Origin of the sequence: Methyloligella halotolerans (genome assembly GCF_001708935.1) — a bacterium.
GTDB classification, from domain to species: domain Bacteria; phylum Pseudomonadota; class Alphaproteobacteria; order Rhizobiales; family Methyloligellaceae; genus Methyloligella; species Methyloligella halotolerans.
The window spans coordinates 335,337-359,631 of record NZ_MASI01000001.1; the positions used below are offsets into that span (position 1 = coordinate 335,337).

At 63.9% G+C, this 24,295-nt stretch carries 23 protein-coding genes, 4 tRNA genes and 2 pseudogenes; 12 read left to right on the top strand and 17 right to left on the bottom strand.

Annotated features, from left to right (window positions below; translation table 11 throughout):
* Window positions 1–131: 131 nt before the first annotated feature.
* Window positions 132–1,541: a trigger factor gene (gene tig / locus A7A08_RS01690; RefSeq protein ID WP_069093813.1), complete on the bottom strand. Its 1,410-nt coding sequence runs from the start codon at window positions 1,539–1,541 to the stop codon at window positions 132–134.
* A gap of 87 nt (window positions 1,542–1,628) precedes the next feature.
* Window positions 1,629–1,713: transfer RNA gene (locus A7A08_RS01695), tRNA-Leu, on the bottom strand.
* 313 nt (window positions 1,714–2,026) lie between these two features.
* Between A7A08_RS01695 and A7A08_RS01700 the strand changes: the two are divergent.
* From A7A08_RS01700 to A7A08_RS01715, 4 genes and pseudogenes are all read left to right on the top strand, one after another.
* A pseudogene (locus tag A7A08_RS01700) lies at window positions 2,027–3,060 on the top strand (cysteine synthase A).
* Between the two features lie 13 nt (window positions 3,061–3,073).
* Window positions 3,074–3,928, top strand: coding sequence for a 3-mercaptopyruvate sulfurtransferase (gene sseA, locus A7A08_RS01705; RefSeq protein ID WP_141693794.1), 855 nt, complete (start codon window positions 3,074–3,076; stop codon window positions 3,926–3,928).
* Window positions 3,929–3,943: 15 nt separating this feature from the next.
* Window positions 3,944–5,125, top strand: coding sequence for a cystathionine beta-lyase (gene metC / locus A7A08_RS01710; protein ID WP_069093814.1), 1,182 nt, complete (start codon window positions 3,944–3,946; stop codon window positions 5,123–5,125).
* Between the two features lie 104 nt (window positions 5,126–5,229).
* Window positions 5,230–6,018, top strand: coding sequence for an SDR family NAD(P)-dependent oxidoreductase (locus A7A08_RS01715; RefSeq protein WP_069093815.1), 789 nt, complete (start codon window positions 5,230–5,232; stop codon window positions 6,016–6,018).
* A 9-nt stretch (window positions 6,019–6,027) separates the two neighbouring features.
* Here the strand turns inward: A7A08_RS01715 and A7A08_RS01720 are convergent, their stop codons facing one another.
* Window positions 6,028–6,936 carry a LysR family transcriptional regulator gene (locus A7A08_RS01720; protein WP_069093816.1) on the bottom strand — a complete coding sequence of 303 codons (909 nt, stop codon included), beginning with the start codon at window positions 6,934–6,936 and terminating at the stop codon, window positions 6,028–6,030.
* Window positions 6,937–7,033: 97 nt separating this feature from the next.
* Between A7A08_RS01720 and A7A08_RS01725 the strand changes: the two genes are divergently transcribed.
* Together A7A08_RS01725 and A7A08_RS01730 are read left to right on the top strand one after the other, a co-directional pair.
* The gene (locus A7A08_RS01725) at window positions 7,034–8,002 is read left to right on the top strand and encodes an alpha/beta fold hydrolase (protein WP_083226352.1); all 969 of its coding nucleotides are present in this window, start codon (window positions 7,034–7,036) and stop codon (window positions 8,000–8,002) included.
* 121 nt (window positions 8,003–8,123) lie between these two features.
* Window positions 8,124–9,137, top strand: coding sequence for a ligand-gated ion channel (locus A7A08_RS01730; RefSeq protein ID WP_141693795.1), 1,014 nt, complete (start codon window positions 8,124–8,126; stop codon window positions 9,135–9,137).
* 16 nt (window positions 9,138–9,153) lie between these two features.
* Here the strand turns inward: A7A08_RS01730 and A7A08_RS01735 are convergent.
* The 5 genes from A7A08_RS01735 to A7A08_RS01755 all read right to left on the bottom strand — a co-directional run bounded on the left by A7A08_RS01735 (window position 9,154) and on the right by A7A08_RS01755 (window position 10,898).
* Window positions 9,154–9,230: transfer RNA gene (locus A7A08_RS01735), tRNA-Arg, on the bottom strand.
* Window positions 9,231–9,261: 31 nt separating this feature from the next.
* Window positions 9,262–9,567: an ETC complex I subunit gene (locus tag A7A08_RS01740; protein WP_069093818.1), complete on the bottom strand. Its 306-nt coding sequence runs from the start codon at window positions 9,565–9,567 to the stop codon at window positions 9,262–9,264.
* Window positions 9,568–9,615: 48 nt separating this feature from the next.
* A tRNA-OTHER gene (locus A7A08_RS01745) sits at window positions 9,616–9,689 on the bottom strand.
* A 161-nt stretch (window positions 9,690–9,850) separates the two neighbouring features.
* Complete coding sequence (locus tag A7A08_RS01750; RefSeq protein ID WP_245290776.1) at window positions 9,851–10,309, bottom strand: DUF192 domain-containing protein; 459 nt, start codon at window positions 10,307–10,309, stop codon at window positions 9,851–9,853.
* Window positions 10,310–10,325: 16 nt separating this feature from the next.
* Window positions 10,326–10,898, bottom strand: a complete 573-nt coding sequence (locus A7A08_RS01755) for a cold-shock protein (protein WP_069093819.1) — start codon at window positions 10,896–10,898, stop codon at window positions 10,326–10,328.
* Between the two features lie 457 nt (window positions 10,899–11,355).
* Here A7A08_RS01755 and A7A08_RS01760 point away from each other — a divergent pair, with 457 nt between their 5' ends.
* A complete protein-coding gene (locus A7A08_RS01760) occupies window positions 11,356–11,775 on the top strand; it encodes a VOC family protein (RefSeq protein ID WP_069093820.1) in 420 nt (139 codons plus the stop codon).
* 17 nt (window positions 11,776–11,792) lie between these two features.
* Here A7A08_RS01760 and A7A08_RS01765 read toward each other — a convergent pair.
* From A7A08_RS01765 to A7A08_RS01790, 6 genes and pseudogenes are all read right to left on the bottom strand, one after another.
* Window positions 11,793–11,867, bottom strand: a tRNA-Glu gene (locus A7A08_RS01765).
* A gap of 132 nt (window positions 11,868–11,999) precedes the next feature.
* Window positions 12,000–13,838, bottom strand: coding sequence for a single-stranded-DNA-specific exonuclease RecJ (gene recJ / locus A7A08_RS01770; protein WP_342586609.1), 1,839 nt, complete (start codon window positions 13,836–13,838; stop codon window positions 12,000–12,002).
* Between the two features lie 65 nt (window positions 13,839–13,903).
* Entirely contained in the window at window positions 13,904–14,917 is a 1,014-nt protein-coding gene (glpX, locus tag A7A08_RS01775; RefSeq protein WP_069093822.1) for a class II fructose-bisphosphatase, read from the bottom strand.
* Between the two features lie 69 nt (window positions 14,918–14,986).
* Window positions 14,987–16,311 (bottom strand): annotated as a pseudogene (locus A7A08_RS01780) (homoserine dehydrogenase).
* Between the two features lie 9 nt (window positions 16,312–16,320).
* On the bottom strand, window positions 16,321–17,553 hold the full coding sequence (locus A7A08_RS01785; protein ID WP_069093823.1) for an LL-diaminopimelate aminotransferase: 1,233 nt from the start codon (window positions 17,551–17,553) through the stop codon (window positions 16,321–16,323).
* 94 nt (window positions 17,554–17,647) lie between these two features.
* Window positions 17,648–17,878, bottom strand: a complete 231-nt coding sequence (locus A7A08_RS01790; protein ID WP_141693796.1) for a hypothetical protein — start codon at window positions 17,876–17,878, stop codon at window positions 17,648–17,650.
* 277 nt (window positions 17,879–18,155) lie between these two features.
* Here A7A08_RS01790 and A7A08_RS15820 point away from each other — a divergent pair, with 277 nt between their 5' ends.
* The 3 genes from A7A08_RS15820 (at window position 18,156) to A7A08_RS15380 (ending at window position 20,617) form a co-directional block, all read left to right on the top strand.
* Window positions 18,156–18,320, top strand: coding sequence for a peptide ABC transporter permease (locus A7A08_RS15820; protein WP_141693797.1), 165 nt, complete (start codon window positions 18,156–18,158; stop codon window positions 18,318–18,320).
* Between the two features lie 149 nt (window positions 18,321–18,469).
* Window positions 18,470–20,284, top strand: a complete 1,815-nt coding sequence (locus A7A08_RS01795) for a PHA/PHB synthase family protein (protein WP_069093825.1) — start codon at window positions 18,470–18,472, stop codon at window positions 20,282–20,284.
* Between the two features lie 33 nt (window positions 20,285–20,317).
* Window positions 20,318–20,617, top strand: coding sequence for a hypothetical protein (locus A7A08_RS15380; RefSeq protein ID WP_245290777.1), 300 nt, complete (start codon window positions 20,318–20,320; stop codon window positions 20,615–20,617).
* Here the strand turns inward: A7A08_RS15380 and argC are convergent.
* The 3 genes from argC to rplM form a co-directional block, all read right to left on the bottom strand.
* Window positions 20,556–21,605, bottom strand: coding sequence for an N-acetyl-gamma-glutamyl-phosphate reductase (argC, locus tag A7A08_RS01800; RefSeq protein WP_069094264.1), 1,050 nt, complete (start codon window positions 21,603–21,605; stop codon window positions 20,556–20,558). The two genes, A7A08_RS15380 and argC, sit on opposite strands and share 62 nt — an antisense overlap.
* Window positions 21,606–21,703: 98 nt before the next feature.
* The gene (rpsI, locus tag A7A08_RS01805; protein ID WP_069093826.1) at window positions 21,704–22,186 is read right to left on the bottom strand and encodes a 30S ribosomal protein S9; all 483 of its coding nucleotides are present in this window, start codon (window positions 22,184–22,186) and stop codon (window positions 21,704–21,706) included.
* A 2-nt stretch (window positions 22,187–22,188) separates the two neighbouring features.
* Entirely contained in the window at window positions 22,189–22,653 is a 465-nt protein-coding gene (gene rplM, locus A7A08_RS01810) for a 50S ribosomal protein L13 (protein WP_069093827.1), read from the bottom strand.
* Window positions 22,654–22,845: 192 nt separating this feature from the next.
* Here rplM and A7A08_RS01815 point away from each other — a divergent pair, with 192 nt between their 5' ends.
* Window positions 22,846–23,688, top strand: coding sequence for an enoyl-CoA hydratase (locus tag A7A08_RS01815; RefSeq protein ID WP_245290778.1), 843 nt, complete (start codon window positions 22,846–22,848; stop codon window positions 23,686–23,688).
* A gap of 9 nt (window positions 23,689–23,697) precedes the next feature.
* Window positions 23,698–24,240, top strand: coding sequence for a CoA-binding protein (locus tag A7A08_RS01820; RefSeq protein ID WP_083226353.1), 543 nt, complete (start codon window positions 23,698–23,700; stop codon window positions 24,238–24,240).
* Window positions 24,241–24,295: the final 55 nt, after the last annotated feature.

A 24,295-nucleotide genomic window follows, 5' to 3' on the forward strand; every position in this document is an offset into this window, starting at 1 on the left:
GGATTGCCGGTCCCCGAGACGCTCCCCGAAAACGGGAATCGCCGCGCGGCCCTATGACGTGTTCGGCTACACCATATGGGAAGGAGCCGGCAAGGGTAACAGGGGGGCGGCCCTTTCCTTAATCGCGGCAGCTAGTGGTCGTGACCGTGGTCATGATCATGGTCGTGGTCATGATCGTGATCATGGCTATGCGGTGCCATGCCGCCGTCCATGCCTTCGTAGAGCTCGTCAGCGGAGACCTTCTTGTCCTTCACCTTGGCGAGCTCGGCGATGTAGTCGATCACCTTGTCCTCGTAGAGGGGCGCGCGGATCTCGTTCAGGGCCTGGGGATTGTTGCGGTAGTACTCGTAGACCTCCCGCTCCTGGCCCGGGAACTGACGGATGCGTTCCAGCAGCGCCTGGTTCACCTCGTCGTCGGTGACCTGGACTTCGTTCTTGCTGCCGACCTCGGACAGAAGCAGGCCCAGCCGGACACGCCGTTCGGCGAGGGAGCGATACTCCTCCTTCGCCTTCTCCTCGGTGGTGCCTTCGGCTTCGAAGCTCTTTCCATGGTGCTCGATGTCGTGGGTCACCTGATCCCAGATGGCCTTGAACTCGTTCTCCACCAGCTCCTCGGGGAGCTGGAAGTCATGGGCTTCGTTCAGTTTGTCGAGCATCTGACGCTTGAGCTTCATGCGTGAAGCGCTCTTGCGATCCTCTTCCAGGCGGACCTTCATCATCTCCTGGAGCTTCTCCAGAGACTCAAGGCCGAGGCCCTTAGCGAACTCGTCGTCGAGCTTGGGGTCCTCGGGACCGGCGACCTCTTTCACCGTAACCTCGAAGACGACCGGCTGGCCGGCGAGGCTCTTCTCCGGATAATCCTCCGGGAAGGTCACCTCGATATTCTTCTCGTCGCCGGCCTTGGCGCCGATCAGGCCTTCCTCGAAGCCGGGGATGAAGCGGTTCGAGCCGAGCACGAGGGGCGCGCCTTCGGCCTTGCCCCCTTCGAACGGTTCGCCGTCCTTCTTGCCGACGAAGTCGATGGTCACCTGGTCGCCCTCTTTGGCGGCGCCCTCCTTGGCGACGTAGTTGACGTTCTGCTTGCGCAGGCGGTCCAGCGCGTCGTCGACATCGGCCTTGCTGACCTCGGCCACGGGACGCTCCAGCTCGAGCTTCTTGAAATCCATGGGCTCGAAATCGGGGATCACCTCGAAGGACATGGTGTAGGCAAGATCGGAATCGCCTTCGAAGATCTTGTTGATCTCGGTCTCGTCCTCGGGCAGCGCGATCTTCGGCTGGTAGGCCGGCTGCTCCTCGCGATCGGCGATTGCTTTCTGGCTCGCCTCGGTCACGGCCTGCTGGACGATCTCGGCCATCACCGAACGACCGTAGACCTTGCGGAGATGCGATTTCGGAACGTGACCCGGACGGAACCCCTTGAGCTGGACCTTGTCCTTCAGTTCCTCCAGACGCTTCTCGAGCTTCTGTTCGAGCTCGTCGGCGCCGATCACGACCTTCAGTTCGCGACGCAGGCCTTCGTTCGTGGTTTCGGTGACATTCATGCTGGCTGACCTATTGCTGACATCCACAGCCGTCCGGACGGACGGCCGCGGAAAAGCGGAAATTCGTGAAGCCTCGTGATTTGCGGTTGGTGCGGGCGGAGGGACTTGAACCCCCACGGCCGAAGCCACCAGAACCTAAATCTGGCGTGTCTACCAATTTCACCACGCCCGCAAAGTAGGATCGGCTCGTTTCTGACGCGCGCTATATCACAGCGTTCGAGCCGACGGCTAGCCCGAAGCGAACGCGACCTTTATCGAATGACAAGACGGCTCGCCGGCCGTTTCGGTTCCCGGGCGGCTGGCATTCGGGGGGATGCCATCCAATATTCCCTGCATCGTTCCATGGTTCGTTCCATGGCTCGTACCTTGCCTCGTCGTGCAAGGAAGCGCGGCAATTGAGTGTTGGCATTCGTCCTCCCCGGCTTGCCGCGAGCGGTCGGCCTAAAGTACGTTGCCGCTTCACTCACCAAGCGGGAAGCGTTCTCTTGAATTACAAGGACGGGATCATCGAGGCGATCGGCAACACGCCGCTGATCAAGCTGAAACGCGCGTCGGAGGAGACGGGTTGCACGATTCTCGCAAGGCCGAGTTCATGAATCCGGGGCAGTCGGTGAAGGACCGGGCCGCGCTCTTCATCATTCGCGATGCCCTGAACAAGGGAACGCTGAAACCCGGCGGCACGGTGGTCGAAGGGACCGCCGGCAACACCGGAATCGGCCTTTCGCTCGTGGGCAATGCGCTCGGCTTGAAGACGGTGATCGTGATCCCTGAGACCCAGTCCGACGAGAAGAAGGACATGCTCCGGCTGTCCGGAGCCACCCTCATCGAAGTGCCGGCGGTGCCGTACAAGAACGACAACAACTACGTGAAATATTCCGGCCGGCTGGCGGAGGCGCTGGCCAAGACAGAGCCGAACGGTGCGATCTGGGCCAATCAGTTCGACAATACCGCCAACCGCCAGGGCCATATCGAAACGACGGCCGTCGAGATCTGGGATCAGACCGACGGCAAGGTTGACGGGTTCATCTGCGCCGTTGGCACGGGCGGGACGCTCGCCGGCGTTTCCATGGGACTGAAAGAGAAGAATCCGAACGTCACCATCGGCCTCGCCGACCCCATGGGTGCTGCGCTCTATAATTTTTACGAGCACGGAGAGCTGAAGTCGGAGGGCTCGTCGATCACCGAAGGAATCGGCCAGGGGCGGATCACCGCGAACTTGGAAGGCGCCGAGATCGACACCGCCTTTCAGGTCCCGGACGCAGAGGCCCTGCCCGTCGTCTTCGGCTTGCTGAAGGAGGAAGGGCTCTGCCTCGGCGGGTCCAGCGGCATCAACGTGGCCGGTGCGATCCGCCTAGCCCGGGAGATGGGTCCAGGCCACACGATTGTCACGGTGCTTTGCGACTACGGCACCCGCTACCAAAGTCGGCTGTTCAATCCTACTTTCCTGAGGGAGAAAGGCCTGCCCGTGCCGGAGTGGCTCGACGGCGCGCCGGCCGCGGTTCCGGACGTCTTTGTTTGATGGAATTTTGCAGGTGAATACTTTGAGCAAATCTTGGCTGATCGAAACGGAAGAGCTCCAGAACGAGCTCAACGCGCCGGACCTCGTGGTGGTGGACGGCTCCTGGCACCTGCCTTCGGAGCAACGTAACGCCTACGCGGAATATCTCGATGATCATATTCCGGGCGCGGTGTTCTTCGACATCGACGAGATTGCCGATACGTCCAGCCCCCTGCCCCACATGCTGCCCTCGCCGGAGAAGTTCTCCTCGCGGATGCGCGCGCTGGGGATCGGCGACGGCGCCCGGGTCGTGGTCTACGATTCGGGATCGCTGTTCGGGGCCGCGCGGGTCTGGTGGACGTTCCGGGTCATGGGCGTGCAGGACGTCTATGTGCTGAACGGTGGCCTGCCGAAATGGAAAGCCGAAGACCGGGCGACGGAAGACGGTCCGCCGCCGCTGCGGACCGCACGCCATTTCACGGCGCGGCGCCATATGGAGCTCGTGAGCGAGGCTTCCGACATTCTCGCTCACCTCAAGGACAATTCGGTGCAGATCGTCGATGCGCGGTCTCCGGCGCGTTTTGCCGGAACGGAGCCCGAGCCGCGGGAAGGCCTGCGGTCCGGTCACATTCCCGGTTCGCACAACGTGCCCTTCCGTACGCTGATGAATGAGGACGGCACGCTGAAGTCGCGCGACGAGCTGGAGACCGCTTTCCGGTCCGCCGGCGTCGACGCGCACAAGCCCGTGGTTGCGAGCTGCGGCTCGGGCGTGAGTGCCGCGGTTCTCGCCCTCGCGCTGGCCGTGATCGGCAACCGGCGCGCAGCCGTCTATGACGGCTCCTGGACGGAATGGGGCGCCAATCCGGATCTTCCCATCGAAACGAGCTAAAGCGAGACGAGCCAGATGAGCAAGCGCTCGGCCGCCGGAAAGAAACCCCAGACCAAGCTCGGGCATCTGGGGCGCGATCCCGCGCTCTATCGGGGCTTTGTCAATCCGCCCGCCTATCGCGGGTCGACGGTGATTTTCCCGACCCTCGGCTCCCTGATCGCCGACGATCAGGAGTTCTCCTACGGGCGCCTCTCCACGCCCACGGTGAAGGAGCTGGAGGAGTCCCTGGCCGAGCTGGAAGGCGGCGATGCCTGCTGGCTGAGCTCGTCGGGGCTGTCCGCCATCACCGCGGTGCTGCTCGCCTTCGTCGAGGCGGGCGACCATCTTCTGGTGACCGACAGCATCTACAAGCCGACGCGGCGCTACTGCAACGAGGTGCTGAAGCGCCTCGGGGTCGAGACGACCTATTTCGATCCCATGATCGGCGGCGGCATCGCCGAGCTGATCCGGCCGAACACCAAACTCGTCTTCACCGAATCGCCCGGTTCGCAGACCTTCGAGGTGCAGGACCTTCCGGCGATCGCGGAGGCGGCCCATAAGGCCGGCGCGCTGGTCGCCATCGACAACACCTGGGCGACCCCGCTCTTCTTCAGGCCGTTCGAGCACGGCGCCGATATCTCGGTCCATGCGGCGACGAAATATATCGTGGGCCACGCGGACGCCATGCTGGGTGCAGTGATCGCCAAGGGCGACCGTGCCGTCGAGGCCCTGTCGGCTATCCACGATGCAGGCGGCATGTGTCCAGGGCCGGAAGACGTCTATCTCGGCCTGCGGGGCATGCGCACCATGGGGGTGCGGCTGGAGCGCCACCAGGCCAGCGCCCTCGCCCTCGCCGAATGGTTCGCCGCGCGGCCGGAAGTCGACCGGGTGCTGCATCCGGCCCTTCCCGACTGTCCCGGCCACGAGCTTTGGAAGCGCGATTTCCTCGGCTCCTCGGGCCTGTTCTCGGTCGTGCTCAAGCCCATGTCCCGCGAGGCCTTGGCCGCCATGGTCGACGATATGGAGCTGTTCGGCATGGGCTATAGCTGGGGCGGTTATGAGAGCTTGATCCTGCCCTTCGATCCGCGCGCGTACCGTTCGGCGACAACCTGGGACGCCAAGGGGCCCTCCTTGCGCATTCATGCGGGGCTCGAGGATCTGGACGACCTCAAGGCCGATCTCGAAGCCGGCTTCGACCGCGCCGCAGCCAAGAGCTGAATCCCAGAGCGCTTTCCCGACGCATCGCCGCGTGGTTCTGGCACGCCCCCTTTCACCTTCTCCGGTCCGTTCCGATATGCGGACTCTGACAAGGAGGTGCATCCATGGATCTGAAACTCGCCGGAAAGCGCGCCCTCGTGACGGGCTCCACTCAAGGTATCGGCTACGCCATCGCCAAGGGGCTGGCCAATGAAGGCGCGATCGTCATCCTGAACGGCCGCAAGCAGGACAAGCTCGACGAGGCCGTGGCCAAGCTCAATGCCGAAGCCAAAGGCGAGGCGATTGGGATCGCCGCCGATGTCGGCACGGCGGAGGGCGCAGAGGAGCTCGCCAAGAAGGCCGGCCAGGTCGACATCCTGGTGAACAATGCGGGCATCTTTGAGCCGAAGCCGGTGCTTGAGATCGACGACGCGGATTGGCAGCGCTTCTTCGACATCAACGTAATGAGCGGCATCCGGCTGACCCGGGCGCTGATGCCCCATATGCTCGATCAGGGTTGGGGCCGTGTGATCTTCATCTCGTCTGAGTCCGGCGTCCATATTCCGCCGGAGATGGTCCATTACGGCATGACGAAAGCGGCGTATCTGGCGCTTGCCCGCGGTTTCGCGGAAAGCTTCCCGGGATCTGGCGTGACGGTGAACTCGGTGCTGCCGGGTCCGACCCGGTCGGAAGGCGTCGAGACCTTCCTGGAACAGATGGGCGGCAGCGGCGACGATCCGGAAGCGGTGGAGCGCGACTTCATCGAAGAGAACCGGCCCACGTCGCTCCTCAAGCGGATGGCCACCACCGAGGAAGTCGCCAACATGGTGGTCTATCTGTGCGGTGAGGGCGCGGCGGCCACCAACGGCGCGCCGGTGCGCGTGGACGGCGGTGTGGTCCGCTCCATGGTCTAGGCGCGGCGATCAGCCCTGAACGATCCCGTCCACCTTGCGCAGCGCCTGAAGCGAGAAATCGGCAAAGGATCGGACGGCGGGCCGCATGTACCGCGTGGGAAGATAGGTGAGGTGCAGGGGCGTGGCGGCGACCTCGTAATCGGGCAGCACGCGGACCAGACGTCCTTCCGCCAGATCGTCAGAGACGAGCAGGGTTTGCGCCGTGCCGACGCCCTGCCCGCGCCTCAAGGCCTCCACCAGCACGTGGGCGTTGTTCGTCTTGAGGATCGGATCCAGGGCCACGTCCACGGATTTCCTGCCGCGCTTCAGCTTCAGGATGCCGGACGGCGACAGCACCGCGTCGGTGACGATCGTGTCGTGGTCCCGTAGCGATGAAACGTCGGTCAGCGGCGCGGCGCGCTCGATATACTCCGGCGATGCCACCAGAATGCGCGTGATGAGTCCGATCCTGGTCTGGATGAGACCTTGATCGTCGAGTTCACCCATGCGGAAGGCGACGTCCAGGTTCTGCTTCAAGAGATCGGGCGGCTGATTTTCCAGGGTAAGCTGGACGGCGACGTTCGGATGCTCCTTCTGGAACGCCGCGACGATGCCGCAGAGATAGGTCTCGCCAAGGCAGACCGGACAATGCAGGCGCAGCGGGCCCGAAATATCGCCCTGCTCGGACCGGATCGACTCCAGCGTGCCGTCGATGGTCGCCAGGGCCGTGCCGGAGCCGGCGTAGAGGCGGCGGCCTGCTTCGGTCGGGTGGACGGCCCGTCCGTTCCGTTCCAGCAGTTTGGTCCGTGTGTGGGTCTCGAGATTGCGGACCAGCTTGCTGACCGCCGGCTGGGATAGCTTCAAATCCCGTGCCGCTGCCGTCATCGATCCCGTCTCGATCGTCCTGACGAAAGCGCGGAGCGCGGCGGTGAGATCCATCTATAACCTGTTGGCATGGTTGCTATGAGCATTCCATGCATAGACGATATGGGCGAGGCTGGCGATCCTCCTGCGCAATCGAAAGCAGGAGGACTTCATGACCATTCCCCGCAGGGCCGTTCTCCAAGGCTCGCTCCACGCCTCCCTTGCCGTTGCCTGCGGGACTGCGGCGCAATCAAACCGAGCCGCGGCACGCCCGGACGAGACGGTCGTTGAGCGGTTTGCCGGTCTTCCCCATGGTGCGCGGAGCGATTTCGCGCAGATCAATGGCATCCGCATGCATTACGTGACCATGGGATCGGGACCGTTGGTCGTGCTGCTGCATGGCTGGCCGGAAACGTGGTTCTCCTGGCGCGAGCAGATGCGCCGGCTTGGGAGCGATTTCACGGTCGTCGCACCCGATCTGCGCGGCTGCGGCCTGACGGAGCTGACCGAGCAAGGCTACGATAAGCGGACGATCGCTGCCGATGTCCGAGGCCTGATCGACCATCTCGGATCGGGACCGGCCCATGTGGTCGGCCACGATATGGGTGGCAAGGCTGCTTTCGTTATGGCGCATCTCTATCCCGGGTCCGTCGACAAGCTCGTGCTCGCCGATTGTCTGATTCCCGGCACGGAGAATGCTGACGCGCTCAATGGGGGCGCTTGGCATTACGGATTCCATATGGCGGAGGGGATTCCGGAGATGCTGACCAAGGGACGCGAGCGGGACTACATCGCCGCCCAGATTGCGCTTTGGACCCGAGGGGACGGCGCGATCTCAGAAGAGGCCATCACCGAGTATGCGGCTCACTACAGTAAGCCCGGAAGGATGACGGCCGGGTTCGATTACTATCGCGCCCTGTCGGAAGATGCCGCGCTCGTCGCCTCGTTCGGGGATCGGCGCTTGACCATGCCGGTTATGGCGATCACTGGCCGTCACGGCGTGGGCGACACCCTCGCCCGCTCGCTTGAGGGCCGAGCCGACGACGTGACGAGCGTGGTCCTGAAGAATTGCGGTCACTTCGTTGCCGAGGAGAAGGCGGAAGCCTTTGCGCAGGCCGTGTCGCGCTTCCTGATGAGCTGAACCACCCCTGTTTCTCCTCCCGATTGCATTTAAGCCTGTCGCAGCTCTCTCCTCCCCAACGGCGCCGAAACGCGGTATCAGTCGCTCAGTTGGAAGTGGTGTTTCGGGGGAGCGTCTGTCGGTGTTTGGGAGTGGTCGTATCGGGTTCGGGATATTGCGTCTTGTCTGGGCGCTGGCCACGCTGTGGCTGACTGCGCTCGGCGCTGCCCAGCCCGCTGCCGCGGAGCCCGAGCAGGTTCAGATCGGCGCCTATATCAACGACATCCAGCAGCTGGATTTCAAAACCAACAACTACACCGTCGACCTCTATGTGTGGTTCCGCTGGCGGGATCCGAATCTCCGGCCCGATCAGTCCATGGAGTTCATGAACCGCTACGCTTCGGACGACAATCTCCGTCAGGAGCTCATGGACGAGCCGCAAACGATGCCCGACGGCAGCCTCTACGCGATCATCCGGTATCAGGGGCGGTTCTCCACCAAGTTCAACCTGGAGGACTACCCTTTCGACACCCAGACCATGACGGTGGTGATGGAGGATACGCTATTGGGCGCGAGCAAGCTCGGCTACGCGCTCGACGGTCCTACTCCGGTCGAGATGGATCCCGTCCTCACCCTGCCCGGCTTCCAGGTCGGCAAGCCCCACATGCGCGTGGAGCGCCACAAATATCCGACGGGGTTCGGGGATCTCTCCGTCGGCGATTCGGAGCCCTATTCGCGGGTGGTGCTGTCGATCCCGGTGACGCGACCGGCCGTGGCCATGACGATCAAGACCTTCGTGCCGATCCTGCTGATCATCGTCTGCGCCTCCCTCGTCTTCTTCGTGCGGCCGGTCTACGTGGAGGGGCGGATCGGTCTCGGCATCACGGCCCTGCTGACCCTGGTGGCGCTGCAGCTCTCGGCGACGTCAGGTCTGCCGGACGTCGACTATCTGACCATGCTGGATAAGGTCTATCTGCTCGCCTATCTCTTCATCATCCTGGCGCTCACCCGGATCGTGGCGACGTCGTGGAAGGGCGAGCTCGCCGAGCACGAGGCGGGTATCTCGCGAAACGACCGCCGCTGGGTGATCTGGCTTCTGGCGACGTATATCGTGGCGAACTTACTGGTGGCGGTTCTCAGCGTCTGGATCGACTGAGACGCGCTCTGCGCGCTGGTGATCCCGGCAGGACTTGAACCTGCAACCCCCTGCTTAGAAGGCAGGTGCTCTATCCGGTTGAGCTACGGGACCGTCCGCGTGCGATCCGCCCGGCGCACGGGCCCTAATGGGTCCAGCGGTCGGGACGGCCGTATTTGAAATTCTCCGCGTAGGATTTCGGCTTCACCTTGGAGGAATGGGTTTCCTCCAGGCGGAACGGAATGCCGTGGCGGGTGGCGTAGGCGATGGCCTCTTCCTTGGTGTCGAAGCGCATGCGCACCTGACGCTTGGTGTCGTAGGAGCTCGTCCAGCCCATGAGGGGCTCGATGACATTGGGCGTCTCGGGCTCGAACTCGAGCACCCATTCGCGCGTGCCCGCCCTGCCGGATTGCATGGCATTCTTGGCGGGTTGGTGGATGCGAGCGACCATCTTTGTCTCACCCTTCGCTTGTCGGCGCCTTGCAGGCTGCCGGCGGATTGGTCGGGGCAGCAAGATTCGAACTTGCGACCCCCTGCTCCCCAAGGTGCGCTACCAGGCTGCGCTATGCCCCGACGACCGTATCGCGCTTTGGACCGGGATCCTCTGTCGAGGCTTTCCGCCGGGCCGAAGCGCTTGCCTTGGAGATACAGGCTTCGCACCTGATCGGCAAGATTCCGAGCGCCGCAGATTGCGCCCAGAGCTTTAAGATCCGATTGCGGCGCGGCGATCCGGGCTACCGGCCCGCTTCGAAGATGACGGCATCGCCGACCTTCAGGCCGATGCGCCTTGCCGTCCCCGCCGCCACCTCCAGAACGCCGATGGCCGGCCCGTTGGACGGAATCTGATCGAGGGCGAAGGGCTCGGTGCGCTCGGCGATGCGGTTGACCCGCCAATTCTCGCCGATAAACACCATGTCGAGAGACAGATAGGTGTTCTTCATCCACATGGTGATCTGGTGGGGCTCGTCATAGAGGAAGAGCATGCCCTCGTCCGGGGCCAGATCCCGGCGGAACATCAAGCCCTTGGCTTGCTCCGCTTCGGTCTCCGTGACCTCCACCGCGAAGGGATAGGTTCCCGTTTCGGTCGTCAGGACCAAGCGGCCCGTCCCCATGGCCGAGGCATGGGGAACGGGATAAATCGCTGCAAGTCCAAGGAATAGCATGGCCGCGATGATGCGAGCGCTGAACGCCACGGCCGTACCCCTTGTCCTAGTGGGACGACGGTCCGGCCACGCCGTCCGGCCGAAGCTCCGCCGCCGAGAGGCCCTTGGGACCCTGGCCGAAGCGGACCTGGACGATCTGGCCGGGGCGCAGCTCCGCGAAGCCGAAGCGCCGCAACGTCTCCATATGGACGAAGATATCCGAGGTCTGCGGGCCTCTGGTCAGGAAACCGAAGCCGCGCTGACGATTGAACCATTTGACCACCGCGCGTTCCCAGTCGCTTTCGGGAATGACGGCGGCGTGAGTCCGTTCCGGCAGCTGGGACGGATGCACCGCGGTGGACTCGTCCATCGTGATGATCCGCAGGGCCTGCAGGCCCCGGTCGCGCCGGGCGGCCTCGCAGACGACGCGGGTCCCCTCATAGGCTGTCTGGTAATTGTCGCGGCGCAAGCAGCTGACGTGAAGAAGCACATCCGGCATGTCGCCGTCCGGTACGATGAAGCCGTAACCCTTTGATGCGTCGAACCATTTGATCGCGCCGGAGACTTCAATCACCTCGACGGCAGGCTCTTCTTCTTCTCGGCTGTGGTCCTCTGGTTGTGGCGATTCCTTCGCCCGCATAGCCGCACTCCCCCGCTTGTACTTGGCTATTTCGATCGCTGACGCCTGCACGAATCAGTCGATCTGCCCTCGGGCGAACATAGCATTGGGTCTTGGGGAGGCCAGTGAAAAATCCTTGGGAATCTTGGCTTCTCCACAAAGGCTCGGCGAGTTATCAGATGTCCCGAACGCTCCGGTTTAAGCGCATGATCGGCAAGCACTATCGTGCTTTCGAAGGTCTCGAATGGTCCGTTTTGCGCTAGATTTGCTTTTGGCGGCGGCGGGGGCTGCAAATGCCTCTATCACCATATAAATTCCGTTCCGAGCAAGGCCGTCCGGCGGGGTCCGGCCGAGTTGTGGACGTTGTGCAACAGACGTTGCGAAATCGCCTCCGGCGCGGTTTCTGTCATGTGGGACAAACCGCCGAGATCGGGCTCGACATCGAGTTGCCGGCACGGCGGACGAGAGGAGGAAGCCTATGAAATATCTGCACACTATGGTGCGCGTCGCCGATATCGACGAGTCCCTCGACTTCTACTGCAACAAGCTCGGGCTGAAAGAGACCCGGCGGAAGGAGAGCGAGAAGGGCCGCTTCACGCTGATCTATCTCGCGGCCCCAGGCGACGACGAGGCCGAGCTGGAGCTCACTTATAATTGGGATCCGGAGGAGTATTCGGGCGGCCGGAATTTCGGCCATCTCGCCTATCAGGTGGAGGACATCTACGCGACCTGCGAGCAGCTTCAGAAGAACGGTGTGACCATCAACCGTCCGCCGCGGGACGGCTACATGGCGTTCATCCGCTCGCCCGACGGCATCTCCATCGAGCTTCTGCAGAAGGGCAAGCCCATGCGGCCTCAGGAGCCCTGGGCGTCCATGGAGAATACGGGAAGCTGGTAGGAAAGCCGGAGAGGCGGTGGCACCCCCTAGGGGAGTCGAACCCCTGTTTCCAGGTTGAAAACCTGGCGTCCTAACCGTTAGACGAAGGGGGCGTGCCGGCCGCGCCGAACGTGACGTCCGGCTGCGGTTCAAGGGTGCCCATATAGAAAACTTGGAGCCTCGCCGCAAGCGCGCATCGCCGGGTTTTTTGCGACAAAGGGCCCGGCGCGTGGGTTCGGGAGCCGCTATCGCGGCTCGGCGGCGTCCTCGATGGTCAACTCGACCGTTTCCCGCCCCTGCCAGCGGTTGATTCGAAGATGGCCTACCACGTGGAGGGGGCGCCCCTCCGCGGCGAGGAGGAGCTTCCCCAGAGGCGCCTCGGCGGCCCGAAACGCGCAGGCATCGAGCCGTGCGCCATCCGGGCTCTGGAGCCGGCAGCGAATATGGGTTCCCTTCATGACGCGAATCCCGGTGATCCGATGAGCCGGAAAGGCGAAGCGAGGTTTGGGGTGCCCCATGCCGAAGGGGCCGGCCTGGTCCAGAAGCGCTAGAAGCTCCGGCGTGGCCCCTGCGGCGCTGAGGGCGCCGTCCAGCAGCATTTCGCGAGCCTCGTCGGCTGCGGCCACACCGTTCCGGAATTGGCTGCAGAGGCTGTCCTCCAGCTCTTGGAGCCGGTCCCGCCGAAGCGCGAAGCCTGCCGCCATGGCATGGCCGCCGCCTTTGGTGAGCAGCTTCGCCGTCACGCAGTCGCGGATCGCCCGGCCGAGATCGACACCCGCGATGGAGCGGCCCGATCCGGTGCCCTCGCCCGCTTCGTCCCATGCGATGACCAGGGAGGGACGCCCGAAGCGCTCCGTCACGCGGCTCGAGACGAGGCCCAGCAGCCCCTTATGCCAGCCATCGCCGTGGGCGATGAGCAGCGGCTTGTCGGGCTCTGCTTCAAGGGCGGCTTCGGCGATTGCGAAGGCCTCCTGAAGCATACTGTCCTCGATGGCCTTCCGCTCGGTGTTGAGGGCTTCGAGGCGGTCGGCAAGGCTGCGCGCTTCCACGTCGTCGTCGGTGCAGAGCAGCGCCGTACCGAGACCTGAGAAACCGGTGCGGCCGCCCGCATTGATCCGCGGACCGAACACGAAGCCGAGGGTGTAGACGCTCGGGGCCTCGTCGATCCTGGACACATCCCCGAGGGCCCGAAGTCCCGGATTTTGCCGAAGTCTCAGGATCTTGAGCCCTTGGGCCACAAAGGCGCGGTTGATGCCTTGCAACGGCACCACGTCGCAGATCGTCGCCAGGGCCACGAGGTCGAGGAAGCTCAGTAGGTTGGGTTCGGCCCTATGGTCATAGAACCCCGCTGCCCGGAGTTGGCGGGTCACGGCGACCAGGAACATGAAGACGACGCCGGCGGCGGCAAGATGGCCGAGGCCGGAGATGTCGTCCTCCCGGTTCGGGTTCACCACGGCCAGCGCCTCCGGCAGAGTCTCGTCCGCCTGGTGATGGTCGAGGACGATCACATCCGCTCCCGCCTCGTTCGCCGCCGCGATGGGCCCATGGGAGGCCGTGCCGCAATCGACGGTGAGGATGAGGGTGGCGCCCTCCTCGCGCAGCCCGAGCATGGCGGCATCGGATGGCCCGTAGCCTTCGGTCAGCCGGTCCGGGATGTAGTGCGCAGCTTTCCTGCCGTGGTGGCGGAGAAAGCGCTCTAGGAGTGTGATGGAGCAGGCCCCGTCCACGTCGTAATCGCCGAAGATGGCGACCGGCTCGTCGTTCCGAATGGCCGCCACGAAGCGCGCGGCGGCGGTCTCCATGTCCTGGAGGCTCGCCGGGTCCGGCATCAAAGTGCGCAAGGTGGGATTGAAGAAATCTTCGACGGTTTGAGGCTCGGCCCCGCGGGCGGCCAAGACCCGGCCCAGGATCTCTGGCAGTCCATTCTGCTGCGCGATCGCGGTGGCGAGATGCTCGCGCGCGGTGTCCAGGCGCTGCCGCCAGCGCCGGCCGCCGGCGGACCGGTCGACGCCGAGGAAGGCCTCGGTCTCGTCTGCAAATCCGGATGCTCGTTCGGGCAGCACTGCGCCCATGGGGTCACTCACGGTCCGTTGGGTCGGGCACGGCTCAGCCGAGTGCCCGAAAGAGGCTATTCCTAAGACCGTTCAGCTTAGCCGATTCGACCCGGATTTCTGGGACTCGGAAGTTCTCCACCGATGCGGCGCTCGGTGCGCACCCAGCGGTTGGTCTGGTTGGCCGAGCGCATGACCACGGTATGGGTGATCACGGTTCGCGGCGTGAAGCGCACGCCTTCCAGGAAGGAGCCCGAGGTAATGCCGGTGGCCGCGAAGCTGACGTCGCCGGAGGCCATCTCCGCCAGTCGGTATTTGCGGTTGATATCGGTGATTTCCGCCGCACGGGCGCGCTCCCGCTGCTGGTCGTTGGCCGGAAAGAGCCGGCCTTGCATCTGTCCCCCGATACAGGCCAGCGCGGCGGCCGCGAGAACGCCCTCATGGGCGCCGCCGATCCCCATATAGATATCGATGCCGGTGGCGCGGGTCGCGGTGGTGTGGATAACACCTGCGATATCGCCATCGCCGATCAGGCGGAGCGCCGCGCCGGTCGCCCGGATCTCCTCGATCAGCTTGGCGTGGCGGGGCCGGTCGAGAACGCAGGCCGTCAGGTTCTCTATGGGTACACCCTTCGCCTCCGCCAGACGGCCCAGATTCTCCGCCGGGGTCGCGTCCAGATCGACGACGTCCTCCTCGTAACCGGGGCCGATGGCGATTTTGTTCATGTAGATCGCCGGCACCTCGAGCAGGTCGCCCCGCTTGGCGACGGCGATCACCGACATGGCGTTGGGAAGGGCCTTGGCGCAAACCGTCGTCCCCTCAAGGGCATCGACGGCGATATCGACCTGAAGATTGCAATCGGGAGAGCCGACCTGCTGACCGGTGAAAAGCCGGTCGGTCTCGTCCTCCTCGCCCTCGCCGACAACGATGATGCCTTTGGCATCCAGCCGGTTCAGAGCGTCGGCGGCAGCTTCGATGGCAGCATCGTCCGCGGCCGCCTCGTCGCCCCGCCCGCGCCAATGGGCGGCCGCGACGGCGGCAGCCTCGGTCACCGAGGCGATATCCAAAGTAATCGTGGAGCCGGTTTCTTCCGGCTTCGATGACGGCAACATAGCCGCAGCCCTCCCTCCCAGGTGGCCTTTTCTTTATTCGTAACGGCCGAAGGCGATTCTACGCGACTATTATAGACTCTCGATACGGATCATTTGTGGCTTTGCTACAACATGTCCGTCACCCTCGATGGCCGCGAGCGCTTTTTGGATCGCCGCTTCGGTCTCTCGTGGGTGATCATGACCACATCGACGGGGCCCGTGTGCACCTCGTCTTCGTCGACACCAGGAATATCGGTGCGCTGACGGTGCTGGACGATGCTTTCAAGCGAGATGTCCTGCTCGGCCATGCGGGTGGCGATGCCTGCGATGACGCCGGTCTGGTCGCGGACCGTGAGCCGCAGATAGTAGCTTCCGGCATGGCCGCCCATCTCAGCCTTGGGATACGGCTTCAAATCGGCGGTCTTGGTGGCGAACGGCGCGAAGATGTGGCCGCGGGCGAGCTCGATGATGTCGCCCATGACGGCGGAGGCGGTCGGGCCTGCGCCCGCGCCCTGCCCGCTCAGCATCACGTCCTCGACGAAGTCGCCATCGATGAGCACGCAGTTCTGGGCGCCGAAGGTCTCGGCCACAGGCGTGTGCTTGGCGACCATGGCCGGGTGCACGCGCTGTTCGATGCCGTGCTCGGTTGCAGCCGCTACGCCCAGAAGCTTCAGCCGATAGCCAAGGCGATCGGCGGCCTCGATGTCGGCGGCGGCGATCCGTTGAATGCCTTCAACATAGATATCCTCGAAGGCCGTCTCGACCCCGAATGCGAGGCTGGTCAGCAACGCCAATTTATGGGCTGTATCGAAGCCGCCGATATCGAAGGTGGGATCGGCCTCCGCATAGCCCTTTTCCTGGGCCTCCTTCAGGGCGTCGTCGAAGGTGGCGCCCTCCTCCTGCATCAGGGTGAGGATGTAGTTGCAGGTGCCGTTGAGGATTCCATAGACGCGGGAGATCGCGTTGCCTTGCAGGCTCTCGCGCATCACCTTGACGATGGGAATGCCGCCGGCGACGGCCGCCTCGAAGTTCAGGGCGACGTCGTTCTCCTCGGCGAGCTTCGCCAGCGCGACGCCGTGATGGGCGAGCAGCGCCTTGTTGGCGGTCACCACATGCTTGCCGGCCTTCAGGGCCGCTTCGACGGATTCCTTGGGGATGCCTTCCTCGCCGCCCATGAGTTCGACGAAGGCGTCGATCTCCGGATCCTGGGCGAGCGCGATCGGATCATCGACCCAGCGATAGTTGTCGATGACCGCGTCCCGCTTCTTGCTGCGGTCGCGGGCGGAGACGGCGACGACCTGGACGGGGCGTCCGGCACGGGCAGCGATCTGCCCGGCGTGGGCGTCGAGCAACCGCAAAACGCCTGCACCGACCGTGCCGAGACCGGCCAGGCCCAATTTCAATGAATTCGGCATAGGTAAAAACTAGCGCGCGTGATTTGCGTTGGACGTTATGGGGATCACGTTATGCCGCGCGTTTTCGGATTCTAAAAGCAGTTTCCGAATATTGCGGGCCGCCTGACGGGTACGCTGCTCGTTCTCGACCAGCGCGATGCGCACGTAGCCCTCTCCGTATTCACCGAAACCGATGCCCGGCGAAACGGCGACGCCCGCCTTTTCCAGGAGAAGCTTGGAGAACTCCAGGGAGCCCATATGTGCGAAGCTCTCCGGGATCGGCGCCCAGGCGAACATGGTCGCTGGCGGAGACGGGATGTGCCAGCCCGCACGGCCGATCGAATCGACCAGGCAGTCGCGGCGGCTCTTATAGACGGCGCGGATCTCGTCGACGCAGTCCTGCGGACCGTTCAGGGCGGCCGTTGCGGCGACCTGGATCGGCGTGAAGGCGCCGTAGTCGAGATAGGATTTGACGCGGGTTAGCGCCTGGATCAGCCGTTCGTTGCCGACGGCGAAGCCCATGCGCCAGCCCGGCATAGCGTAGGTCTTGGACAGGCTGGTGAACTCGACCGCCACGTCCATGGCGCCCTCGACTTCGAGGATCGACGGCGGCAGCACATCGTCGAAATAGATTTCCGCGTAGGCGAGATCGGAGAGCACGATGAGCTCGTGCTTCTTCGCGTAGGCCACGACCTCCTTATAGAAGTCGAGATCGGCGACCAGCGCTGTCGGGTTCGACGGGTAGTTGAGGACGAGCGCGGTGGGCTTCGGCACGGAGTGCTTCACAGCGCGGTCGAGCGAGGTCATGAAGGTCGAATCCGTCGCCGCAGGCAAATGCCGGATGACGCCGCCCGACATGATGAAGCCGAACTCGTGAATGGGATAGGTCGGGTTCGGGACCAGGATGACGTCGCCGGGACCGGTGATGGCCTGCGCCATATTGGCGAAGCCTTCCTTGGAGCCGAGGCTCGCCACGATCTGGGTCTCGGGGTTGAGAGCGACACCGAACCGGCGCTGGTAATACGCGGCCTGGGCGCGGCGGAGCCCCTGGATGCCCTTGGACGCGGAATAGCGGTTGGTGCGCGGGTTGCGCACGGTTTCGACCAGCTTCTCCACGATGTGCTGAGGCGTCGGCATGTCGGGATTGCCCATGCCGAAGTCGATAATGTCCTCGCCCCGGGCGCGCGCGGCAGCCTTGAGCTTGTTGACTTGCTCGAAGACGTAAGGAGGCAGGCGCCGGATTCTGTGGAAGTCGTTGGTCATGGCTGGCTTTTCGTGTGGTTGTTCGCGCTGATGCGACGCTGGCGCTCCGATGCGTCCAACGTTTGAGGCATCATACGCCTAATTCTTGAAAAGGCTAATTTTTGGCGGCTTCCGCCTGGGCTTGGTCTTTCTGCAGCTCGGCGATGGCGTCTTTCTGCTGCTGGGCCGTCAGCGTGTCGTCATAGCCGCGCATGAGTTCCGAAAAGCGCGGTACGGATACCGAGCTGATGGATTCCGAGCAGCCTGCGAGCCCTGCGGCGAATGCAGCGATGATCGCGAACGGCAGAAGCCGCTTCGCGACGCGGCGATGTTCCGAGCTGGTCACGGTCTTGTTTCCGACCATTTTCTGTCTGTCCCCAGTGCTCAAGTCTTAACATGGCGCTTTTTGAGGCGGAAGCCGAAGGGGGCCAAAGCCTGTGCGCTTCTATCTCTTGAACGAAGATTCGGTTGAGAGCGCGGCTTTCTCGCAACAAATCTTGCTCCTGGAAAGGCAATTTGGTGCCCGCGCGGTCGCGCCGCAGCCGCGAATCGGCTCCACGGAACCTTGGGCACGCGTCCCCGTTTGACAGTGCTCGGATGTTGCGGAACGAAAGGGGCCAATCATGACATACCGCCATCGCCGGCACGTGAAGGACGGGCGCACCGTTGCCGGGCGAAAGGCGAGACAGGGCGAGATCGCTTTGAGGACGGTCCCCATGCGGATCGCCTTCATCTCGGGATTCGTCGGCGTCGCCGTGCTCGCCGTTTTCATTCAGTGGTATCTCTAGCGCCGGCCGAAACTTCATTCGGCTGACGCAGAATCCGGCTAGCAGCCCCCTGCCCGGTTAGAATTTGCCGGTCGGGGTTTCAGGCTGGGCCCGAATGTCCCTATAGTCTGATCTAACGATACAAATCGGGAGGCGGCGTAGGGTCGACTATGCAGAAGCGGAACGACGAGTCCGGGGACGATCAGGAACCGTATGGCGAGTTCGCCCGGTTCGACGAAATCACCCATAATATCGTCCGGCTCTGCAACGAAGGCGCCCATGTCATGGGGGTCCTCGCGCAGCGGAGCAGGCGCGACGAAGGCGCCTATAGCGTCGCGTCGGAGATCAGCGAAGCCACCAAGACGCTCGCCGAGGTCGCGAAGCAATGGGTCAGCGATCCTGCGCGGCTGGCCGAAGCGCAACGGGATCTGTTCCAGTCCTACGGCACGTTATGGGCGCGCACCGTGCGGCGCATGATGGGCGAGCCGGTCGAGCCGGTGATCCAGCCCGATCCGGGCGACAACCGGTTCCGCGATCCGGATTGGACCGAAAACGAGCTCTACGATTTCTGGAAGCAGGCCTATCTGCTCACTGCGCGCTGGGCGGAGGCGCTGACGCGCGAGACGGAAGGGATTGACGAGCCGACCCGCCACAAGGCGCTGTTCCATCTCAACCAGATCCTCACGGCAATCTCGCCGTCCAATTTCCCGTTTACGAATCCGGAGGTGGTCCGGACGACGGTATCGAGCAATGCGGACAATCTCGTCCAGGGCATGCATCAGCTCGCCGCGGATTTGGAGCGCTCGAAGGACATCCTGCGCATCAGCCAGACCGATCTGGATGCGTTCGAGGTCGGCGAGAACCTGGCGGTCACGCCGGGCAAGGTGATCTATCAGAACGAGATCATGCAGCTGATCCAGTATGCGCCGGCGACGGAGCAAGTGTTCGAGCGTCCGCTGCTGATCGTGCCGCCGTGGATCAACAAATATTACATCCTGGATCTCGTGCCGAAGAAGTCGCTCATCAAATGGGCGGTCGAGCAGGGCTACACGGTCTTCGTCATCTCCTGGGTCAATCCGGATTCCAAGCTCGCGCTGAAATCCTTCGAGGACTACATGCACGAAGGCGTGCTGACCGCTCTGGAGGTGGTCGAGCGCCAGCTGAGCCTGCATTACGTCAACGCCATGGGGTATTGCGTCGGCGGTACGCTGCTTTCCGCCGCCCTGGCCTATATGTCGGCGCGTGGCGACGACCGCATCTCCTCGGCGACCTTCCTGACTGCACAGGTGGATTTCACACAGGCCGGGGACCTGCTCGTCTTCGTCGACGAGGGGCAACTCGCCGATCTCAACGAGATGATGAGCGCGGACGGTTATCTCGACGGGTCGCGCATGGCGGCGGTGTTCAACATGCTCCGGCCGCGGGACCTGATCTGGCCCTATGTGGTCAACAACTACCTCTTGGGGAAGAAACCCCTGCCCTTCGATCTGCTGTATTGGAACTCGGATTCGACGCGGATGCCGGCGGCGAACCACGCCTATTACCTGCGGGAGTTCTACCAGCATAACAAGCTCGCCCGGGGCGAGATGACCATCGACGGGGTACCGCTGGAGCTGAAGAAGATCCGCATCCCCGTCTATCATCTCGCGGCGGAGCAGGATCACATCGCGCCGGCGAATTCGGTGTTCATCGGCGCCAAGCTGTTTGGCGGGCCGGTGCGGTTCGTGCTGGCTGGCTCGGGCCATATCGCCGGCGTCATCAATCCGCCCGAGCGCCATAAATATCAGTTCTGGAGCGGCGAGCCGGCGGATACGCTGGAGGCCTGGCGCCGCGGCGCGACGGAGACCCAAGGGTCCTGGTGGCCGAACTGGTCAGCTTGGCTTTCGGAGCGATCCGGTGTGAAGGTCCCGGCCCGCGATCCCGCCGCGGGACCCTACCCGCCGATCGAAGATGCGCCGGGGTCCTATGTGCGCGTGCGGGTCTAGACCCGCGAGGCTGCATCCAGAACGGCGTCCAAAATGACTCTCGATCCCCTCACGCTATTCGGGCTGGCGGCCGTCAGCGCCATGCTGCTCACCTACGCCTTGGAAGACCGCAGCGCGTGGTTCGTGCTGGCCTTCGCCGGGGCGTGCCTGCTGGCGAGCGCCTATGGCTTCCTGCAAGGCGCCTGGCCGTTCGGCGTGGTCGAGGCGATCTGGGCGGTCGTCGCCCTCTGGCGTTTCTGGCAGCGCCGGCGGGCCGAGACGCCTGATCTTCCTACGGGAAGAGCGGGAGCTGCTTCAGGCCTTCGGTCTCGTCGAAACCGAACATCAGATTGAAGTTCTGGAGCGCCTGACCAGCGGAGCCCTTCACCAGATTGTCGATCGCAGCCACGACGATGGCGCGTCCTTCCAGCCGGTCGGCGAAGACGGCGATCTGGCAATAGTTGGAGCCGCGCACATTCTGGGTCGCGGGAATGGACCCGTCCTCCAGGAGCTGAATGAAAGGCGCATCCTTATAGGCGTCGCGCAGGGCATCCCGCAGGGAGTCGACCGTCGCGTCGTCCTTGAGCGCGACATAGCAGGTGCAAAGCTCGCCGCGCGCCATGGGGGCCAGGTGGGGCGTGAAGTTCACCCGCACGGTCTCGTCCGCCGCCTGCCCGATTTCCTGCTCCAGTTCCGGAATGTGCCTGTGGGCGCCGATGCCGTAGGGCGAGAGGCCCTCGCCCGCTTCGGCGAAGAGCGTGTTCTGCTTCAGCGCCCGCCCCGCGCCGGTCACGCCGGATTTCGCGTCGACGATGATGGCGCCCGCGTCGATCTGCTTCCGCTTCACCAGGGGAAGCATGGCGAGGAGGATCGCCGTGGGATAGCAGCCCGGACAGGCCACGATCCGCGCGTCCTTGATGCAGTCGCGGTAATGCTCGGTGAGGCCGTAGACCGCCTGTCCGAGAAGATCCGTGGCGCCGTGCGCGCCGCCATACCACTGGGTATAGGTGTCGGGATCGCGCAGCCGGAAGTCGGCCGACATGTCGACGACCTTTACGGATTCCGGCAGCTTGGCGATCTCCTGATGGGCGGTCGCATGGGGCAGTCCGCAGAAGGCGACGTCGATGCCCTCCCAGTCCACCTCCTCCGAGGTGACCAGATCCGGCAACCCCAGCACGCCCAGATGGGGAAACACCTTGGCGAGAGGCTGACCGGCGTGGCTCTTGGCGATCAGCGCCTTGATCTCGATGCCGGGATGGAGCGCGGCAAGACGGATCAGGTCGGCGCCCGTATAGCCGGACGCGCCGAGAACGGCGGCTGCGATCTTCGATTTGGACGCCATGGTGAAACCTTCGGCCTTGAAAATGCGGATCAGATAAGCAAACGGCCCGGACAGGATAAGCTGCCGGGCCGCCGCCAAACCAAACTTTGGATGAGCGCCTAGCGCTTGGAGAACTGGAAGCTCCGGCGAGCCTTGGCGCGGCCGTACTTCTTACGCTCCACGGTACGGGCGTCGCGGGTCAGGAAGCCTTCCTTCTTGAGGACGCTGCGCAGCTCCGGCTCGTAGCGGGTCAGCGCCAGCGAGATGCCGTGACGGACGGCGCCCGCCTGGCCCGACAGACCGCCGCCGGACACCGTGCAGACGATGTCGAACTGGCCTTCCCGGTTGGACGTCACCAGGGGCTGCTTCAGGATCATCTGCAGCACGGGGCGCGCAAAATACTTGTCGTGCTCCTTGCCGTTGATCTGGATGCGGCCGGGTCCGGGCTTCACCCAAACGCGGGCGACGGACTCTTTCCGCTTACCGGTCGCGTATGCGCGGCCCTGGGCGTCGAGCTTCTGCTCGTAGACAGGAGCGTCGGAGGCTTCCGTGCCACCGGTCAGCGTACCGAGATCCTCGAGCGTCTTTGCTTCTTCAGCCATGATTACGCGTCCCTCTTGTTCTTGGCGCTGAGGCTGGCGACATCGAGCGTCTCGGGCGTCTGGGCCTCATGAGGATGCTCGGCGCCGGCATAGACGCGCAGGTTCTTCAGTTGCTGGCGGCCAAGCGGGCCCCGCGGCAACATCCGCTCAACGGCCTTGTGCAGAACGCGCTCCGGGTGCGCACCTTCCATGATGCGCTCCGCAGTGCGGCTCTTGATGCCGCCGGGATGATTGGTGTGCCAGTAGTAGGTCTTGTCGGTGAATTTGTTGCCGGTGAAGACCACCTTGTCGGCATTCACGACGATGATGTTGTCGCCGCAATCCATATGAGGAGTGTAGCTCGGCTTATGCTTGCCGCGCAGGCGCGTGGCGATAATGGCGGCGAGACGGCCGACAACCAGCCCTTCGGCGTCGATCAACACCCAGGACTTCTCGATCTCGCTCGCTTTGGCAGAATAGGTTTTCATGATCCACTCGTTGCAAAAGTTCGGCGCTTGTAAACAAACTTGGAAAGGTTGGTCAACCGGAAAAAACGTAGTGAGTTTCGTCTATTAGCATAGCGGTATTATATTACCACATGCGCGGATCGGCTCGCGGAACCGGCAATTCTCGTGTAGCTTCAAGCGCTTCGGTTGGCTCTTTGCTGGGAGATGAGGGCAATGGATCAGATGGAGACGGTATCGGGAAGCGCTGCGCCTGAAACAGGCGAGCCGCCTTACGTGCTTCGCGAGGTCAGGGGCGCGGTGGCCGTTCTGACACTCAATCGGCCGGACCAGCGGAACGCCCTTTCGCTCGGAATGATCGCCGCTCTCACCAAAGAGATCCGCGCGCTCGGCCAGAAGCGCGACGTCAAGGTCATCGTGCTGACGGGCGACGGTCCGGCGTTCTCGTCGGGCCACGATCTGAAGGAGCTCACGCGGCACCGGGGGGATGAGGATAACGGCCGGAGCTTCTACGTGAATGTGATGACCGCCTGTTCCCGGCTGATGCTGTCCATCGTGCGCTCGCCGAAGCCGGTGATCGCCGCGGTGAACGGCATCGCCACGGCGGCTGGCTGCCAGTTGGTGGCGAGCTGCGATCTGGCGGTCGCCTCGGAAGAGTCCCGCTTCGCCACGCCGGGGGTGAATATCGGCCTCTTCTGTTCGACGCCCATGGTCGCGCTGAGCCGCAACGTGCCGCCGAAGGCGGCGATGGAGATGCTCCTGACCGGCGAGATGGTCCCGGCAGCGCAGGCTCAGGTCATGGGTCTGATCAACCGTGCCGTGCCGGCCGATCGCCTCATGGACGAGACCATGGCCCTGGCGGACACCATCGCGTCCAAGCCGAGGGCGACGGTGAAGATCGGCAAGGAGGCGTTCTACCGCCAGGCGGAACTGTCCCTCGACGAGGCTTACGGCTATGCCGCGACCGTCATGGTGGACAACATGCTCCACGCCGAGGCGCAGGAGGGCATCGGGGCCTTCCTGGAGAAACGCAAGCCGTGCTGGCCGGACGGGGAATAGCCGGGCCACATGACACCTGAGATGAGCGGTGGGCGCCAGGAGACCTACTCGGATCGCGAGATTCGCGAGATCCTGGACAGCGTGCGGACGATCGCCGTGGTGGGCGCGAGCCCGAAGCCGTCTCGTCCGAGCTATTTCGTTTCGAAATACCTCATGGCCAAAGGTTATGACGTCATCCCCGTCAATCCGGGCCATGGCGGCAAGGATATCGCCGGCGCGAGAGTGTTCGAATCTCTGGCGCAGATCGACCGGCCGGTGGACATGGTCGATATTTTCCGCAGCGCCGATGCCGCCTACGGCATCACGCAACAGGCCATCGCGATCGGGGCCAAGGTGGTGTGGATGCAGCTCGGGGTGCGCGACGAGGAAGCGGCCGCGCTCGCCGAGGCGGCGGGCCTGAAGGTGGTTATGAACCGGTGCCCGAAGATCGAGTATGGCCGGCTTTCGGGCGAGATCGGCTGGACCGGCGTCAATTCGCGGGTGCTCTCCAGCCGCCGGCCCGGCATGGGCGCCACAGGCGGCCAGCAGCGGACGCTCGGTCCCAAGCGATAGGCCTCCGCGCGCCAGTATTTTGCTCCACGTAAGGAAGGCGTCCCCTCCCCGTCTC

What these genes read in the sequence shown, in the direction of transcription:
- A7A08_RS01820 (WP_083226353.1), top strand. Translation starts at nt 23,698, where the DNA reads ATGACACCTGAGATGAGCGGTGGGCGCCAGGAGACCTACTCGGATCGC.
- tig (WP_069093813.1), bottom strand. Translation starts at nt 1,541, where the DNA reads ATGAATGTCACCGAAACCACGAACGAAGGCCTGCGTCGCGAACTGAAG.
- glpX (WP_069093822.1), bottom strand. Translation starts at nt 14,917, where the DNA reads ATGTTGCCGTCATCGAAGCCGGAAGAAACCGGCTCCACGATTACTTTG.
- A7A08_RS01740 (WP_069093818.1), bottom strand. Translation starts at nt 9,567, where the DNA reads ATGGTCGCTCGCATCCACCAACCCGCCAAGAATGCCATGCAATCCGGC.
- A7A08_RS01785 (WP_069093823.1), bottom strand. Translation starts at nt 17,553, where the DNA reads ATGACCAACGACTTCCACAGAATCCGGCGCCTGCCTCCTTACGTCTTC.
- rpsI (WP_069093826.1), bottom strand. Translation starts at nt 22,186, where the DNA reads ATGGCTGAAGAAGCAAAGACGCTCGAGGATCTCGGTACGCTGACCGGT.
- A7A08_RS01755 (WP_069093819.1), bottom strand. Translation starts at nt 10,898, where the DNA reads ATGCGGGCGAAGGAATCGCCACAACCAGAGGACCACAGCCGAGAAGAA.
- A7A08_RS01760 (WP_069093820.1), top strand. Translation starts at nt 11,356, where the DNA reads ATGAAATATCTGCACACTATGGTGCGCGTCGCCGATATCGACGAGTCC.
- A7A08_RS01815 (WP_245290778.1), top strand. Translation starts at nt 22,846, where the DNA reads ATGGATCAGATGGAGACGGTATCGGGAAGCGCTGCGCCTGAAACAGGC.
- A7A08_RS01725 (WP_083226352.1), top strand. Translation starts at nt 7,034, where the DNA reads ATGACCATTCCCCGCAGGGCCGTTCTCCAAGGCTCGCTCCACGCCTCC.
- A7A08_RS01795 (WP_069093825.1), top strand. Translation starts at nt 18,470, where the DNA reads ATGCAGAAGCGGAACGACGAGTCCGGGGACGATCAGGAACCGTATGGC.
- A7A08_RS15820 (WP_141693797.1), top strand. Translation starts at nt 18,156, where the DNA reads ATGACATACCGCCATCGCCGGCACGTGAAGGACGGGCGCACCGTTGCC.
- argC (WP_069094264.1), bottom strand. Translation starts at nt 21,605, where the DNA reads ATGGCGTCCAAATCGAAGATCGCAGCCGCCGTTCTCGGCGCGTCCGGC.
- A7A08_RS15380 (WP_245290777.1), top strand. Translation starts at nt 20,318, where the DNA reads ATGACTCTCGATCCCCTCACGCTATTCGGGCTGGCGGCCGTCAGCGCC.
- metC (WP_069093814.1), top strand. Translation starts at nt 3,944, where the DNA reads ATGAGCAAGCGCTCGGCCGCCGGAAAGAAACCCCAGACCAAGCTCGGG.
- A7A08_RS01720 (WP_069093816.1), bottom strand. Translation starts at nt 6,936, where the DNA reads ATGGATCTCACCGCCGCGCTCCGCGCTTTCGTCAGGACGATCGAGACG.
- A7A08_RS01715 (WP_069093815.1), top strand. Translation starts at nt 5,230, where the DNA reads ATGGATCTGAAACTCGCCGGAAAGCGCGCCCTCGTGACGGGCTCCACT.
- rplM (WP_069093827.1), bottom strand. Translation starts at nt 22,653, where the DNA reads ATGAAAACCTATTCTGCCAAAGCGAGCGAGATCGAGAAGTCCTGGGTG.